Genomic DNA, 16,507 nt, shown 5'->3' on the forward strand with positions numbered 1-16,507 from the left:
TTTATCCGTTCCTTTCGCTTCATCCAGGCACAAATTGCCAATAATCTTATTGTTTATATTGTATTATTCTGAATTTCTACACCACATGACTATCACAAAATTTCTAACGCATATTTTAAATAACTGATAGATTTTTCTTTATATTTTTCTAAAAGAATTGTGACTTTTTGATAATCTATTGACTGTTGCAATATCGTTGTCTTTCTCATATCATCTACTTTACGATATTTCAGATTTAGCAATGCCAGAAAATCATCTATCTTTCTATCTCCGTTGATTCTCGGAAAAGTCCAAAATTCTTTTTGTAATACTACAGAAAAAATCGTACCATGCAAAGAATTCGTAATAACAATTTCTGCGTAATAAATAAGGGATAAAAATTCTTCTATCCCTGCATTATACTTATAATTACAATCAAAATCTGCATCTTCATGCAGACTTATGTTTACGATAGCAATTTTTTGTTCTTCCGCTATTTTTTTTGCGAAATTATACATATTTTTATCTTTTTGCCGCGAATAGATTAACAAATATGGTTCTTTTATGATTCGCTCGCTCATTATTGTTTTATATTTTTCTGCTGGCAATAATAATGTAGGATCTAGAACTCTCTCAACATGTAATTTTGTATGTTGAGCAATAGACTTAAATTCAGTTAATTCACGCAAACCTATTGCTTTAAAATTTTTCATTCGCAATAGCATTTTGTCCCTTAAATTCTCATGAAACACTGTTTCACCAAAGCTGGCTGCATACGCAATCGTTCTATCTTGCATACATGGATAACACCCATAAAATGCTTTATCAAAATCCCTAAAGTATTCAACGCTCCAGATTGCGTCACTCCCGCAAAGATAACCATCAATTTTTTCCTGCAGAAGCGAGTCATTAAACGTAAAAGATGTATATTTTCCATGAGATAAACAATATCTGTCAGCAATAAATTTACGAACCTTCTGTTCATTTTCTGCAATTGCCTTTAAATCAATATGTTGTTGTGTATATATCTGTTCAACGTGTTCTGTTACATTCAACGGATTGTATGGATCGCATTTCAGAAAAATATCCGGACAATAGTCTATTATAATCGGCGTACAGCATGTATATAATTTTAAAGCTTCCTGCATTGCATATGATTGAAGTACAGAACCATAATTTGAATATTTGTAATGTATATTATAACTTACAATCCCAATACGTTTTGTTTTTTTCTCATTCATAGATTTATCCACTTTTTAATTGATTATGATGTCAAAGCAAAAGGTATCTTTGCCTCCATTAAAGCAACATTATTTTTTTCAATAGTTTTTCCGGAATAGGTGGATTTTGATCATGCATTGATCGTCCAAATGAAGTTTTAGGATAAGCATATGTATCAATTCCCAGTTCTATTTCAAGTAATACTGAATCAGATTCATTTTGAAGTAAACTCCTTAATTGACAGTGAATATCACCTGATAAAATCTCCTTGCCTTCACATTTTATCGTTCTCATTCCATATGCTGATGCGACCGAACAAAATGCAGGTGCAGAATATCCATATTCTGCAACCGAACCGTAAAAATGTTTTGCAAGCATGGTACTTTGCTGTTGCCGAATCAATCCTAAAGAATGATTATTAAGGATGATGATTTTTATCGGTATATTCTCCTGTACCACCCACTGTAATTCCTGAATATTCATTTGAAAGGCACCATCACCTGCAATACAGACAGGAATCTTATGTTTGCCATAATAAGCACCTATTGCTGCCGGAAGGGCAAAGCCCATTGCTCCATGTGCACCTGAAAACAAAATTCTTTGATTTTTTTTATTTTCAAATGATTGCGCTACCCACATCTGATGTTGTCCCACATCGCAAGCAACTGTACATTCCTCAGGCAGCGCATTTCCTATCATTTGAATCACTTCATTCGGTTTTCGATAATCTTTTCCTGTATCCACTGTTTGCAGAAGATTTTTTATCTGATTACAAACATTAAGCCATTCTCCTGAATTCAGGATATAATTAATTTTTAACATTTCGTCAATTACCGTATTTACGTCTGAACAATATGCCATTTCATCAAAATGTATTCTTCGATTCAGTTCTTCTTTATCAATATCGACCCGAATGATATGTGCATCTTTGGCAAATTCTGTTGTTTTAATACCAGTTTGACGCGGACAAAGCCTTGCTCCCAAAGAAATAATCAGATCAGCTTTTGTGTTCACAATCATGTTGGCATATCGATGTCCATAGGCATATCCTAACATTCCGAAATTGTATTTCGAATCAAATGGTATCAGGTCTTTTGCAAGTAATGTTGTAACCACCGGAATCTGAAGCTTATTGATAAGTGCCCATACATTTTTTCTGGTTACTTCATTTTTACTGATTCCATTACCAAGAAGTAAAACCGGTCTTTTTGATTTTTTTAAAGTTGTAAAAATAGCCATTGCGATTTTTAATGCGTCATCACAGTCTGTTTTCTGAAACACAGATGAAAATGGATTCTTATTTAAGTCAATTGGAATATCGATCTGTGCGCGTTGTATATCCATGGGAATATCCAGCAATGCAGGTCCCATTCTTCCACTCAACATTTTTGTCACTAATGAATCTAGTATATTCGGTAATTCCGCCGTTGATGTAACCATTATTGCATTTTTAGTAATTGAACTACATATACTAACGATGTCTGTCTGTTGGAATCCTTGTTGACGAAGGTGTGGAAAAAACGTATATTCGGAAAGATTTATCTGACCCGTAATAAATAATACCGGCGCTGAATCATAATAGGCATCTGCAATTCCCTGTAACAGATTGATTGCTCCTGGACCACTGGTAGCATATGCCACTGCCATATTACCAGTTGCCTTTGTGAAGCCACTGGCTGCCAACGCTGCCCCCTGTTCATTGTATGAAACGTGATTATAAACCCCCGTTTCCCGATAAATAGCATCAACAAAATAAGCTATCATAGTTCCCTGATATCCAAAGTAATGCGTTACACCACACGCTTTTAAATATTTAACGATATATTCAGATACTGTCACTTTTTTCCTTCCTGTATCTCAACAAATACTTTACTATTATTTCTTGTTGAATTTTATATTCTTACCATATCTTTACCACTATAATAGTCCTCCATTACCTCTGCAATAGCCTGAGAAATGGATTCATCTGTTAAGGCCATTTTGTTTTTATTTTTTATCGCATTTACAAAAGCTATGACCTCATAACGAATTCCTTCGCCATCCAGCTGGTAAAAATACCTCTTGTTTTCATTTCTATTCTCATACCGGATTTCAAAATAATCCGTTTTCCACCATGGGGCAGGAACATAAATATACCCTTTTGTACCTACAATGATAAGTTCATTTTCTGATTTAATACCCTTTCCAACTTTAACAGTTGCCACTGCATGGGGATATACAAAGTTTATTATTGTAAAAGAATCAAACATACTCTCATCACTTGTGATGTGTGAGATGATCTGCTTGCTGCTATAATCAGAACCCAGTATATGAAAAACAGGCAATAAGCTTTTAGCTCCCCATGCTTCAATACTATTCCAACGATTGAAATCATCAATATTTTTTACAAAGTATTTTTCACTTAAACTGGTACTAGTGGCATCAACTGATATCACATCACCTATTTTTCCTGCTTTCAACATTAGGATAAGCCGAATATATGCTGTTGCGTAAGCTGTCTTATTTCCTTCTGCCAAAATCAATGCATTTTTTTTTGCAATACAATGCAATTCCTCACATTGAAGCCGGGTCAATGCTTCTGGAGTTTCACAAAGAACATGTTTTCCAGATAATAATGCTTTTTTCACCTGGGCATAATGCAATTTCGGTGTCGACATGATATAAACAGCTTCCACATGATTTAAAAAAACATCATAATCCGATGTTACACAAGGTAATTCCTGAAGACATTCTGGCAATTCAGCCGGATATGCCGAACAAACTGCGGTCAGTTTCACGCTATTCACATATTTACATTCATTTAAAAATTTTTCAAGTATAATTGATTCACCTACAAGCCCCAGCTGTAACTGATACTTTTCAGTACGCAATGCAGAACTGGAAATACCTTCTGTTCTGGGTAAATAAATAACCTGACAATAATCTTTTAAATAATCAAATTTTCCACACCAGTCAGAACCTACCGTAAAAATATCAACACCGTATTTTTGGATATCTTCTATTTTTTGCCCTTCATATTCTTCCACAACAATTTCATCCGCAATTCCAGTTGCACGTACAGCCTCAATTCGTTCCATTAAATTCTGCTGTACATTAAGTTTGCCTCTTGCCTTATCAAAGTCATCTGAAGTTACACCAACAATCAGATAGTCTCCAAGTATTTTTGCACGTTCCAGAAGACGAATATGTCCCTTATGTAAAAGATCAAATGTCCCATATGTGATTACTTTAACCATTTCAAATTACCTTTCTTATAAATCAAATACAGATTCTAAAAATGAGGTGGTTTTATTACAAAATAATCTTGGAAGCTGGATGGATTTTTCTTTTTTCTACTGGCGGTATTTCCATATAATCCCCATATACATATTTCAAAAATGCATCATATTCTTTTGTCCCATACAGTTTATGTCCTTCAAACTCATATTCCGCACTTTCAGCATACCATTCCCGCAAACGACCAAATCCTTTTTTCAGAGATAGGGGCATAAGTACGGTTCTGACTTTTAAAGATTTTTCTCTTTTTCTCTTTTGAATCAATCTATAATAATGATCTAATATTTTTTTTCTTGGGACATAACTCATTAGTTTGTATGCAGCACGCTTTATAAAATTCTTCTCATCAATCCTACCAACTTCTGACCATAAAAATTTTCGGATACAAAAACAATGAAAAGTGTCAAACAAGCGAACAATATAATTTTCCGGTATAGCATCAATTGGGAAAATATCTATAGAAATCCCCTGTTCATATGGCATATGTTCCTGGTTTTCTCTCATATAAAGAGTATCTTTTCTTCTTATTTTTCCATAACTCCAACGATACCCTTCTGTTTCCCATGCATCCTGAAAATAAAATCTTGATGTGTCTAAATCAGTTTTGCAGGCTATCTTAAATCGCTCATATTCATCACGCAATAATGCAACATCAGCATCATCATCCCAAGGAATAAAACCTTTATGCCGCACTGCTCCCAACAGTGTTCCACCTGTTATCACATATTTAATCTGGTATTTTCTGCAAATACGATCTACCTCAAGAAGCATTTCAAGTTCAATCAACTGCAATTGCCGTAACTGTTTATCATCTAAATTTACCATGTTATCCCCGCTCAAAAAAATAAAATATCCGCTTCACAAATTAATCTCTTTTCAAAGAGGTGGTTATTAATTGATATTCATTTAATGTTTTCAGATACTCCATGAACTTTTCCTTATTTTCAATAGCTGTTGTTGTTGGTCTACCCAGATTTTGTCTTGATCCAATAGCACACTTCACCTCTATTAAACTCAACTTTTTTCGTTTTCTTGCTTTCTTAAGTTCTCTTTCCAAATCATCAAATGTATCAACACAAACTGCATGTGGATAACCACAGGCTTTCGCAACTTTTGTAAAATTAACAGAAGCCGCTGTTGGCATGCCTCCAACTGTTTCATGCGCTTCATTGTTAATGATTACATGGATCATATTTGCGGGGGCAGTAGAACCTATTATCGCCATAGCTCCCATATGCATAAGAGCTGAACCATCACCATCAATACACCATATCTTTGTATCTGGCTCATTTAGTGCTATACCCAGGGCAATAGAAGACGTATGCCCCATTGATCCTACTGTCAGAAAATCATACTGGTGCCCCTGTTCATTTGCTGTCCTTATTTCAAAAAGTTCTCTGGATGCCTTCCCGGTAGTTGAAATAATTGGATCTTTTTTAGAATTTTTTACAATAAGCCGAATAACATCTTCTCGCAGCATTTTGTTATGATTTTTGTATGAAATCTTTGTATCCGTAGAAATAGCTCCTTTACTGACTACAAAAGCTACATCTTTTCCAACTGCCAATTTTTTCCTAAAGCATTCCATCTGCTGCTCTACTTCTTTATCCGTTGTTTCTTTGCGGATTACAAAAGCTTCTATCCCCATATCTTCGAGAAGTTTTAAAGTAATCTCTCCCTGATAAATATGTTGAGGTTCATCATGTATTCCCGGTTCACCTCTCCAGCCTATAATAAATATCATGGGTATCGCATAGACCTTATCATTTAACAACGATGCAACAGGATTAATAATATTTCCTTCTCCTGAATTCTGCATGTATACTACAGGTATCTTACCTGTGGACAGATAGTAACCAGCTGCTAAAGCTGTACAATTTCCTTCATTTGCCGCTATTATATGATGGTTCTCATTGATTCCATATGTTGCCATCAGGTAATCACAAAGTGCTTTTAATTGTGAATCCGGCACGCCTGTATAAAAATCTGATCCTATAATCTGTACTAGCTTTTCTGCTTTCATAAGCTCTTTGCACTCCTTACTCTCTTTCCACACTTGTTATAGTGTATCGATTAATGTAATAATATCCTTAATCGGAAGTAGTCGGTCATCCACTTCTTTCGCTCTATGATATTTCAATATTTCTCTTGCTGTATCCTGCATGGCAGGAAATGCACTGCGAGTCAACTGATTCGCATAAATCACAAGGTTCACCCCATGAACTGCCAGTTCCTCTTCCGTAATCGTATTGAAAGAGGAGGGAACCACTACTAAAGGTGTTTCCGTATTTACCATCCTGAACTTATCACAAAATTCCAGTATCTCCGCTGGATCTTTTTTTCTGCTATGAATCATAATTCCATCTGCACCTGCTTTAACAAAAGCAGTTGCACGCTTTAAAGCATCTTCCATTCCGCGTTCCAGAATAAGACTTTCAATTCTTGCAATGATCATGAAATCATCTGTAAGCTGGGCATTTTTTCCTGCGCGTATCTTCTGGCTGAAATGTTCTATACTATCCTGGGTCTGTGCCACATCTGTCCCAAACAGCGAATTTTTCTTAAGCCCCGTTTTATCTTCAATGATCACAGCTGAAACTCCCATTTTCTCAAGAGACCTCACCGTATATACAAAATGTTCTGTCAGCCCACCTGTATCTCCATCAAAAATGATAGGTTTTGTTGTTACCTCTGTAACATCATCAATTGTTCTAAACCGGCTTGTCATATCAACAAGCTCAATATCAGGTTTCCCTTTAGCTGTGGAATCACAAAGAGAAGAAATCCACATGGCATCAAATTGATCCAATCTCCCCTCATGCTCAACCACTGTTTTCTCTGCAATAAGACCTGTAATTCCATTATGAACTTCCAGTGCCTTTACAATCGGTCTAATGCCAAGTAACTGCTTTAATCGCTTCCGTCTGTACTCTGGCATAGCAAGTCTCGCCCTCATTTTCCTACTGAGTTCTTTAATCTGTGGATCATATGTATATGGAATATCAATGATCTTACCACCGTAAGCTTCCACTGCTTTTTTTGCATTTTCGCGGATGGCTTTCATAGGTCCTTTACACCAATTATCTCCATGTATAACATAATCCGGCTTTATTTTCCTAATGACCGTATCATACATAATTGTATCCTGTTCGATTACTTCTGACACACCAGTAATTTCTTGCACCATTTTTTTTCTTTCATAAAAAGAAATTGTGGGAAAACGGTCAAACTGTACTAATGCCTTATCTGTCATAACACCAACCACTACGTCTCCATATTTTTGTGCCTCATGGATGATATTTAAATGCCCTGCATGGATCACATCTGTTGTAAAGCATGTATATACAATGCCCATATTTGAATCTCCTCTAATTTGTTCGTTTTATTTGTTTTTTTCTATTATTTCCCTGATAATAAACTCTGCTGTATTATCTATTTCATCAAAAGAAACCTGTTTTGTAAGATTCACGTCAAAAACTTTTTTTACTTTTTGTAACAATTCATTTGTATAAACAAGAACACCATCCTGGACATTCTCTATTCCGTCTAAATAAATAGATTCTTTGTTTTTTTTCCTCATTTCTTCCAAAGAAAAAACAGTTTCATCTATATACGCTCGTGGAGATTCACCACTTCCATCAATAATAACCGGGTATCCACCTATCTCACCAAATACCCCAGGACAATGAAGTTTTGTCTTTTTTCCAGTTCTTACCGCCCCAAGGATTGCCTGAATAATTTCAAAATTACTGGAAGCATTCATCATATTTCTTTTAGCATCAACTGGCATAGGGATATTGCAATTGGATATGATTTTATCAATCCCCAAAGGTAGTGGACTGTCATGGTATCTCATGTCGATCAGCATTGGAACTCCCTCTGTATGACCTTCTTTACTAATACATACATCATGAAAATGGGCAACTGCAAATGTAATATCTATATTCCAAAAGTCTCTAATCGAGAGAATATTACCTGCCGCAAGCTTAAATCGGTATACCAGATGATTGATGTTACCACTTCCAAAGTCCGGATATGCCTTACCTGCCGATTTCAACCATGGTATCACCACATCTGAATAAGATGTATTAATAACAATCGCATCTGAACCAGTTCTTTCATACGCCTCCATGATATTTTTTGTATATCGTATAGATAAAGGAGACCAGATTCCATAAGCCCGCACTGTTTTCCACGAAATGCTTCCATATTTCAACCCTGAGTAAGCACGGCTGCTATTGACAATGATATCCGGTACAAAACACTCTATAGCATGCTCAATCCCTTTTATATCGTTTAAATCAACAGTAGCATTTATTTTTACCTGACATTTGTTTTGTCCTCTGATCAACGACGCAACCTTAACGATATTTACATCCGAGTTCATTTTTTCTTCATTTCTTCCAACCACGCAGATTTCCATATTCTCATCCGCCATAGAAACCAGATAATCCAGCAAATAATTTCCTACACTTCCCAGGCCAATGATCATAATTCTGACTTTCCTGTTTTTCAATTCATTTTTCAATTTTTCCAGCTTTTCATTGATTGTTTTCATCTTTTAATACTCCTGAATTTGGTTGAAGTCATCTAATGTATTGCAGTTAACCCAATTTCCCAAGGTAATCAGTTCATACTTGTCTCTCCCAATAGTACGAAAATATTTTTCAACAAAAATCAGATTAGTTCCTTTCCATTCTTCTTTATCTGTTTTGCTAAATACTTTTTTTGCTATTTCTTTATCTGAAAATTTCCAGACCTGTCCAGAATTATAAATCGCAAAAAAGGGCTCTTTTATGAGTAATTCATTGTGTCCTGTATCATATATGTATCGGATTTCACCAGCAATATCAAAATACAGCGCAACTGATTTGTCTGCTAGGATTGGATTTCTATTAACAGTAACCACACTTTTATCGGCACTACACACCCTTTGGTAATCGTCTTCATTAAAATATAAATCTCCTTCTGCAAAAACGATCTCATCTGCCCCTGTTTCAAAGGCTTTTTGCAGTCCTAAATAAAGACTATATCCTGAACCATAGGTTGAATAATATGGATTTTCAATCAAAAGAATCCTATCTGAAAACTTTTTAAATGATGCCCTGATTGTTTCGCATAACTCTTTATATCTGTATCCACCCACTATAATAAAATAGTCAAATTCTCTGCTGCGTTCTAACAAAATATACAACAAGCTGTCTTTTAATGACTTATTATGATATAAACACTTAATGACCGGCTTACCTACTGACCGGCTGAATCGTGTAGACATGCCCGCCACCGTTATGATTAAAACTTTCATTTGTTTAATTCCTTTACACACTCTTCAATACCTTGTTCAAGTGTTACTTTCGGCATCCATCCGGTTCTTTCTCGGATTTTATCTGTATTTAACAGTCTCCTTTCCGGATCTGACTTTCTAAATCCTTTAAATACAATCTGTGGATCTTTCTTCCCCATTTTATCCCCACACATTTTTACCAGATTTACAATGGATATTTCCTCATCCGTTGCCACATTATAAATAGAACCATCCAAAGCCTCCGGTGAATCAATCAATGCAATCACAGCCCTGCAAGAATCTTCATTGTAAAGAAATGTTCTCATATTTTTCTTACTATTTTCTAAAAGCTGCACCTTTCCTGTATCCTTTAACTGGTGAAGAATATAAGGGATAATATGTTTTGGATACAATTCGTTTTTGCTGTAAACATTAGCAAAGCGAATCGAACATCCTTTAATCTTACCTTCATCCACAGCATCTTTTATAAAAAATTCTGTCATGAGTTTTCCAGTAGCATAGCTTGTTCTCTGGCTGTGTTCTGCATCAGACATAGTAATAAAATCCGACTCTTTCACTCCATCCGGTGTCCATGACTGCATAGAATATACTTCAGACGTTGAACAATTTATATAAATATCTGCACCATTCTCTATCGCCTGGTCAAGAAACATCTTCATTCCCAGTACATTGGTTGTAAACGTGCGATTTACATGATAAAAATGTTCCGTATGTACCACTGCAGCACAGTTTATGTATACAAGTAAACCATATTGACCCTTTTCTTTTTGTATTTCTTGTTTCAGGCTGTCCATCTGGGCATTATCATTAATATCGTATTGATAAAACGTAAAAAGTGAATTATTGACTATGTCTTCTACTGTATGAAGAGATGACGCAAAAAAATTATCAAAACCTATCACCTTATGTCCCATTCTGACAAGCTGTCTTGCCAATTCATTTCCTGTCATTCCAGTTACTCCACTGATCACATACAAGTTTTTCATTATCATCATACTCCTGTTAATAACCTCTTTTTATAAAAAGAATCTATTTTATCAGAAAATGCTTTCTGCTCTCTTTCTATATCATAATCAACTGCACACATCTTAAATTCATCTGTTTCTGTATCCCATAGTACAAATTGTGCTCTGGGATTATGATTCCTTGGCTGTCCGACAGACCCTGGATTAATAAACATTGTACGTTTCTTATTTCTGTATTCTATATTATCTACATAATAATATTCACCAAATATATGCGGTAAATGGGAATGTCCAGAAAAAACATAGTCATATTTTTTATATTCTCTTAAATCCTGCCCAGGTCTGATAGCTGTCCACAAATGATCTTTAAGGCTTCCATGAACTGCTAAGCATTTTTTTCCTTCTATAACTACCTCTGTTAATGCTGTTGAATCCATTATGGTATTCAAATAATGCCAACTTTGTGCATTCAGCAATTTTCGCGTATTCTCTGCACATCTTTTCCCTCTTTCAGAAGAAAACATGTCATATTTTTGTTCTATGATTGCTTCCTCATGATTTCCACGAATATTACCGATTATTTCCCATGGAAGATCCATTAAGCAGGTAATCACCTCATTTGAGTGAGGACCATAATCAATAATATCTCCAAGAATGAGCACTTTTTTTATCTGTTCTTTTTCCAGATATTTTACAACTTCGCGAAAAGCTTCCATATTACCATGTATATCTGATAAAACTGCTATTTTCATTAATTTAAACATGCCGTCGCGACATGTCCTCCTTGTATCGCTCCTGCCTTCGGCACAAACAATGCATGAATCTTTTTTGACAGGTTACTTTTTATTTCAGTTCGTTTTAAAATCCAATTGGCGATATCAGAATAGTATGACTATTTCCCGTTTCCGTATTGGCTGTGTTCTCATAGATTCATTTATTATTTTGCATTTTTTCTTTTACATTTTTGCTTTTTACATTAAAGTCAAAACTTGATACAGGAGCATGTGGCTGCCGTTTTTCTACTGGAATAGGTAATACAGTATTTAATATCATATTTTCTACATACCCGGTCCAATTCCTCCAGCATATCCAGCTCTAACAGATGCATCGTCCTGAATTCTTCCGGTGATAATTTTCTTGGCTCTGCCATTTTCAGTTTCCTTTTCAACTTTAATCAAGCCCACAACAGAAAATAAAATCTGATGTGGGCTCATACACACTATCTATTCTTTTTTAACCACAGCCTTAGTATTTGTCATTATCCTCATAAGAGATAGTGGATGACGGTTCTTTTTCTCCTGTTTCTCCTGTTGTCTTGCCTGGCTGTGCTGTATGTGATACAGGATCCGCAGAACCATCCTTCAATGTGAATTTACCTACCAAATCCTTTAAGATCTGTGCCTGGCTGGAAAGTTCCTCACTGGCTGCAGCGCTTTCTTCTGCAGTTGCAGAATTGCTCTGTACAACGCTGGAGATCTGGCTGATGCCTTCATTTACCTGTTTTACTGAAACTGCCTGTGACTCGCTGGCAGAAGAGATCTCCTCAATGGTCTGTGCTACTCCCTGAACGCCTTCGGTCAGCTGCTGCAATGCCTTGGCTGTTTCATTTGCGATCTTAGTACCACGGTCAACTGCGTGAAGAGAACCTTCAATGAGAGCAGAAGTATTCTTTGAAGCTTCTGCTGATTTTCCTGCAAGATTACGAACCTCGTCTGCTACTACTGCAAATCCTTTTCCTGCTGCTCCTGCACGGGCTGCTTCTACGGCTGCGTTCAAAGCAAGAATATTAGTCTGGAATGCAATATCCTCAATCGTCTTGATGATCTTTCCAATCTCACTGGAGCTGTTGCTGATGTCCGTCATGGCAGAAAGCATCTCCTGCATACGCTGTCTGCTTTCTCCTGCCTGTTCTCTTACATTATCTGCCATATCACTGGCTGACTTTGCATTCTCGGCATTCTTTTCAACATTATTGGAAATTTCATTAATGGTCGCTGCCAGTTCTTCTACGGAAGAAGCCTGCTCGGTAGCACCCTGGGATAATGCCTGTGCTCCGGAGGATACCTGATCGGAACCTGCTGCCACCTGATCAGCTGACTGGGTAACACTCGAAAGCGTACTGCTTAAATTATCTCTCAGAAGAACCATAGAGTTATAGATCGCAACAAAGCTTCCTACATAATCCTTTGACATAGAAGAATAAACATTAAAGTTTCCGCGGCTCATCTCTGTAAGGATATTTGTCTCATCTGCCACTACCGCGTTCAGGAACGCTGCTACAGACCGCAAATCATCGGAAAGCCTTCCAAGCTCATCTTCTGCCTTGTACTCGATATCAATATCCATATTACCGCGTCTCATTTTTTCCATAGCTTCCTGCAACTGTTTTACCGGCTCTACTACGGAACGTATCAGGATCGTTGCCATAATAACGGTAAGTATCAGTGCAACGATAACAATTATGATCCCTACAATAAACAGGATGGTTCTGGTCTTCATGGAAGAATTGTAATCATTACCAACAAGGTCTGTCACCTGATCGCTAAACTGATCCAGAATTCCTTCCAGCTTGGACACTTCCGGGTCAAACTCATCGATAAACGTGAGCCTTGCCTGCTCTTTCGCACGGTCAGAACCAGTGGACAGATACTCTAAGATCTTGTTTGTGACCTCAGAAGTTACCTGAAGCTGTGTATGAAACTGGTTTACCAGTGTCATATCTCCATTATAACGCTCCATGAACCAGCCTGCGTTCTCCGCAAGGCCGTCTCTATACGAATCAACGTTTGAAAGATATGTTTTTGTGGCGGTGGGGTCATCATCAATCATAGCCTGCGTCAGATTCTGGATTGTTGCCAGCATATAGATTTTTACCTTGTCTACACGTACGATCGCTTCGTGGTTATTTTTATAGAACTGGTTATACTGTGTGCTGATGTTGATCATTCCATAAAACAGCGCGCCAACTGTTACAAAAAAGCAGATGACTACTGCTCCAAAAGCAATCGTGATTTTTTGCTTCATATTACGGTTCTTCATGTTCCTTCCCTCTCTTTGTTATTTCTTTCGTGGAATATTGTGGAATTTAATCCCTACTTTTATTATTCGGCAAGTAGCGAAAAATCATAAGGGATATTTGGTTTTTCATTTTTCTTTTCTATGGTTCTTTTTTCCTGCTTCTTCCAGTGTTTCTTTCCATCCTGCAGACTCTTTTTTATTATGAGCATCTATAAATGCACAAAAATCTTCAAACGATACTGGCTTCGAGATCAGATAACCCTGAAGGAAATCACAGCCCATATCCGAAAGTTCTTTCGCCTGGAGCTGGTTTTCTATCCCCTCAGCCGTGATCTGGATCCCATATTTGTGCAAAAAATATATGATCTCCGAAATAAGGTCTTTTGAAAAACTTGTTGTATCTATAGTCCATGTAACTGCCTTGTCTATTTTCAACACAGAAAACGGTATCTGCATAAGCCGCAGGAGATTTGACTCTTCTTTTCCAAAATCATCAATAGCTATGAGGCATCCTCTTTTTATCAAATTTTCTGCCAGCTTAATGACTTGCTGCATATTCTGTAATTGATTACTTTCTGTGATTTCAAAACATATAGCAGATATATCTGATGTACATTGATCTAGCATGGCAAAGATTTTCTTTTCTGATTCCACGCTGGAGCATGTGACCGGGGACAGATTTACATTTATTCTTTCAATGTTTCTTTTTTTCAGCTCTGGCAGCTGTTCTAACACTTTATTTAAAACCCACAGATCAAAACAGCTGACATAGCCCATTTCCTCTGCTTTGCGGATCACCTGTTCAATATTCTGATGGTGGCCATCATCATATCGTAAAAGTGCTTCTGCAACATTCAGTTTCTTTTCATTTAAATTGTAGATCGGCTGATAAAAAACCTCAAGATAAGGCAATGCACTTTCAAAATAACTTTGCATGATTTTTCTCTTTTCATCCATTTGCAAGCCTGCTTTTTACATAGTCCTTGATCATTTCTCCGCTGTGTCTATCATCTGGTACTGGCATCTGGATCCGGTCACAGAGAGAAAGCCATTTGTCCAGCGTGAGGACTTCATTTTCCTCCTCTACATAATACAGATCTGTGGGAAGGATATCCTTATAAATTGCTGCTGACGGAGAATTCCATTCCTGATATTCCTGCTCTGTAAAACGGATATCACAGTTTTTTTCTCCTTCTGTAACTTTCCTAAATCTGCTGCCTAATACGGTCTTTTCTTCTTTCCGTTCCTTTCTCCAAACCACTGTTCCATCCAGACAAAACTTTAAATAGGTTCCTGATCCCAGATCATCTGCGATCACTTCATTTTCGGATACTGCATATAGCTGTATTTCGTTGCTGTCAATATATAAAAGCTCTTCTATTTTTCCCTCTTCTCTGGTTTCTTTCAGGATGCATCCTGTTCTGGCATCGAAAAATACCAGAGTATCACCACAAACTGTAACCGAAGTGATTTCCCTTTCCGGATCTGCAAAACTGCACCAGGATACTTTTCCTGTATCCGTGTTCAGGATCAGCCATCGTTTTTTATAAGTCTGCGGACATAAAATGTTTCTGCCTATAGAAACAGCCCCGCCAAATACCCCCGGAATACCACGTACTTTATTCTTATCCACCATTGTATAGGTTATATGTCCGGAAGTAAGATCGATGCAAAGGATGCTGTTGTACCATGCAGGCATACAATATAGTACATTACCTCTCTGAAAGCCTTTCAGGAATAACGGCTGTTCTATAAAATGCTCTGCATCACGGATCTGTACGGACTCAAACTGATCCTTATCTATATGGTAAATGGCCAGGTTTCTGGCAAAATATGGGACAAGATACAGTCTGTCTTCTACCCGTACAACAGAACGGAACAGATCTCCCTTAAATGCCAATTCTCCCGGAATCTTTCCTATGCAGGAAAGTCTGTCCATTTGTTTATCATAATGAAACAGCAGGTTTACTTTTCCGTGAACAAACCACACTTCTTTTTCATCTTCCCAAAAAGCTCCCGGCCAGCATGGTATCTTACATTCCTTTTCTCTTACCAGGGAATCCTGATATAAAACCGGTTTTCCTGTTTCCCAGAATAACTGGGCTACAGAGCTGTAATCTCCGTAATAGCAGTCACAGGAAGCAATGGCAAGATCAAGATCGTATCCGCTGTCCAGGATTCCCCAGCCTTCTTCTTCATAAGAAGCCAGAAGTTCTCTATATTTCCGTAAAAACTGGGGCCGCATCACCTCCAGTGTCTGTTCATACAGTGGATGAGGACGAAGCCATAAAGCGAGACCTTTTCTGTTTCTAAAATATTGAAGTACCTCTTCTATCTTCTGCATCATATCTGGCTGGGTCAGAAGTGCCTCTACAGACAGACTATAAAATACAGTCTTTTTCCTAGCTCCGTCAGGTCTGTAAAGACATTCCCTCCATTTTTCTGGAAGAGAACTGTCCTGTCTTTTCGTACTTCGGGCACGTTCAATCTTTGGTGATCCAAAGTTCTGTACCTTCTCTTCCCATTGCTCTGTTGGAACTCCTTTGAGTCCGGAACACAAAATATTGATAAACAGTTCTCTTTCCTGCTCTGTTGCTGTAACAAAGCAGTCTGCATTAATAGTTCCCGGCTCAATGACAAACCCGGTGCTTCCCGCCTGGCGTTTCGCAGATTCTACGTTTCCAGTACTTGCTGTAGTATAATAAGGCAGTGTTGTGGTCAAGCTTTTTTGTAACACTTGTGG

13 protein-coding genes and 1 pseudogene are annotated in these 16,507 nt (G+C 37.2%); all 14 read right to left on the reverse strand.

Features of this window, described 5'->3' with window-relative positions:
• Positions 1 to 92: 92 nt before the first annotated feature.
• A complete protein-coding gene (locus DXA87_RS07050) occupies positions 93 to 1,220 on the reverse strand; it encodes a polysaccharide pyruvyl transferase family protein (RefSeq protein ID WP_117503669.1) in 1,128 nt (375 codons plus the stop codon).
• 58 nt (positions 1,221 to 1,278) lie between these two features.
• The gene (locus DXA87_RS07055) at positions 1,279 to 3,039 is read right to left on the reverse strand and encodes a thiamine pyrophosphate-binding protein (protein WP_117503670.1); all 1,761 of its coding nucleotides are present in this window, start codon (positions 3,037 to 3,039) and stop codon (positions 1,279 to 1,281) included.
• A 53-nt stretch (positions 3,040 to 3,092) separates the two neighbouring features.
• A complete protein-coding gene (locus DXA87_RS07060) occupies positions 3,093 to 4,436 on the reverse strand; it encodes an adenylyltransferase/cytidyltransferase family protein (RefSeq protein WP_117503671.1) in 1,344 nt (447 codons plus the stop codon).
• Between the two features lie 55 nt (positions 4,437 to 4,491).
• Positions 4,492 to 5,301 (reverse strand): LicD family protein, encoded by an 810-nt coding sequence (locus DXA87_RS07065; RefSeq protein ID WP_117503672.1) that lies wholly within the window; start codon positions 5,299 to 5,301, stop codon positions 4,492 to 4,494.
• Positions 5,302 to 5,341: 40 nt separating this feature from the next.
• Entirely contained in the window at positions 5,342 to 6,499 is a 1,158-nt protein-coding gene (gene aepY, locus DXA87_RS07070) for a phosphonopyruvate decarboxylase (protein WP_117503673.1), read from the reverse strand.
• 36 nt (positions 6,500 to 6,535) lie between these two features.
• Positions 6,536 to 7,831, reverse strand: a complete 1,296-nt coding sequence (gene aepX, locus DXA87_RS07075) for a phosphoenolpyruvate mutase (protein WP_117503674.1) — start codon at positions 7,829 to 7,831, stop codon at positions 6,536 to 6,538.
• Between the two features lie 27 nt (positions 7,832 to 7,858).
• Positions 7,859 to 9,034, reverse strand: a complete 1,176-nt coding sequence (locus DXA87_RS07080; protein WP_117503675.1) for a hypothetical protein — start codon at positions 9,032 to 9,034, stop codon at positions 7,859 to 7,861.
• A gap of 3 nt (positions 9,035 to 9,037) precedes the next feature.
• A complete protein-coding gene (locus DXA87_RS07085; RefSeq protein WP_117503676.1) occupies positions 9,038 to 9,781 on the reverse strand; it encodes a DUF6564 domain-containing protein in 744 nt (247 codons plus the stop codon).
• Positions 9,778 to 10,767: an NAD(P)-dependent oxidoreductase gene (locus DXA87_RS07090; protein WP_117503685.1), complete on the reverse strand. Its 990-nt coding sequence runs from the start codon at positions 10,765 to 10,767 to the stop codon at positions 9,778 to 9,780. The genes DXA87_RS07085 and DXA87_RS07090 overlap by 4 nt, the downstream gene beginning before the upstream one ends.
• 5 nt (positions 10,768 to 10,772) lie before the next feature.
• A complete protein-coding gene (locus tag DXA87_RS07095) occupies positions 10,773 to 11,510 on the reverse strand; it encodes a metallophosphoesterase family protein (protein ID WP_117503677.1) in 738 nt (245 codons plus the stop codon).
• A 218-nt stretch (positions 11,511 to 11,728) separates the two neighbouring features.
• A complete protein-coding gene (locus tag DXA87_RS17940) occupies positions 11,729 to 11,896 on the reverse strand; it encodes a hypothetical protein (protein WP_158553041.1) in 168 nt (55 codons plus the stop codon).
• Positions 11,897 to 11,991: 95 nt separating this feature from the next.
• Entirely contained in the window at positions 11,992 to 13,785 is a 1,794-nt protein-coding gene (locus DXA87_RS07100; RefSeq protein WP_117503678.1) for a methyl-accepting chemotaxis protein, read from the reverse strand.
• A gap of 105 nt (positions 13,786 to 13,890) precedes the next feature.
• On the reverse strand, positions 13,891 to 14,721 hold the full coding sequence (locus DXA87_RS07105) for an EAL domain-containing protein (protein ID WP_117503679.1): 831 nt from the start codon (positions 14,719 to 14,721) through the stop codon (positions 13,891 to 13,893).
• Positions 14,714 to 16,507: pseudogene (locus tag DXA87_RS17945) on the reverse strand (hypothetical protein); the annotation flags it as partial. The gene DXA87_RS07105 and the pseudogene DXA87_RS17945, both read right to left, overlap by 8 nt.

The sequence above is a fragment of the Desulfotomaculum sp. OF05-3 genome, from assembly GCF_003435535.1.
GTDB lineage: Bacteria > Bacillota > Clostridia > Lachnospirales > Lachnospiraceae > Pilosibacter > Pilosibacter fragilis.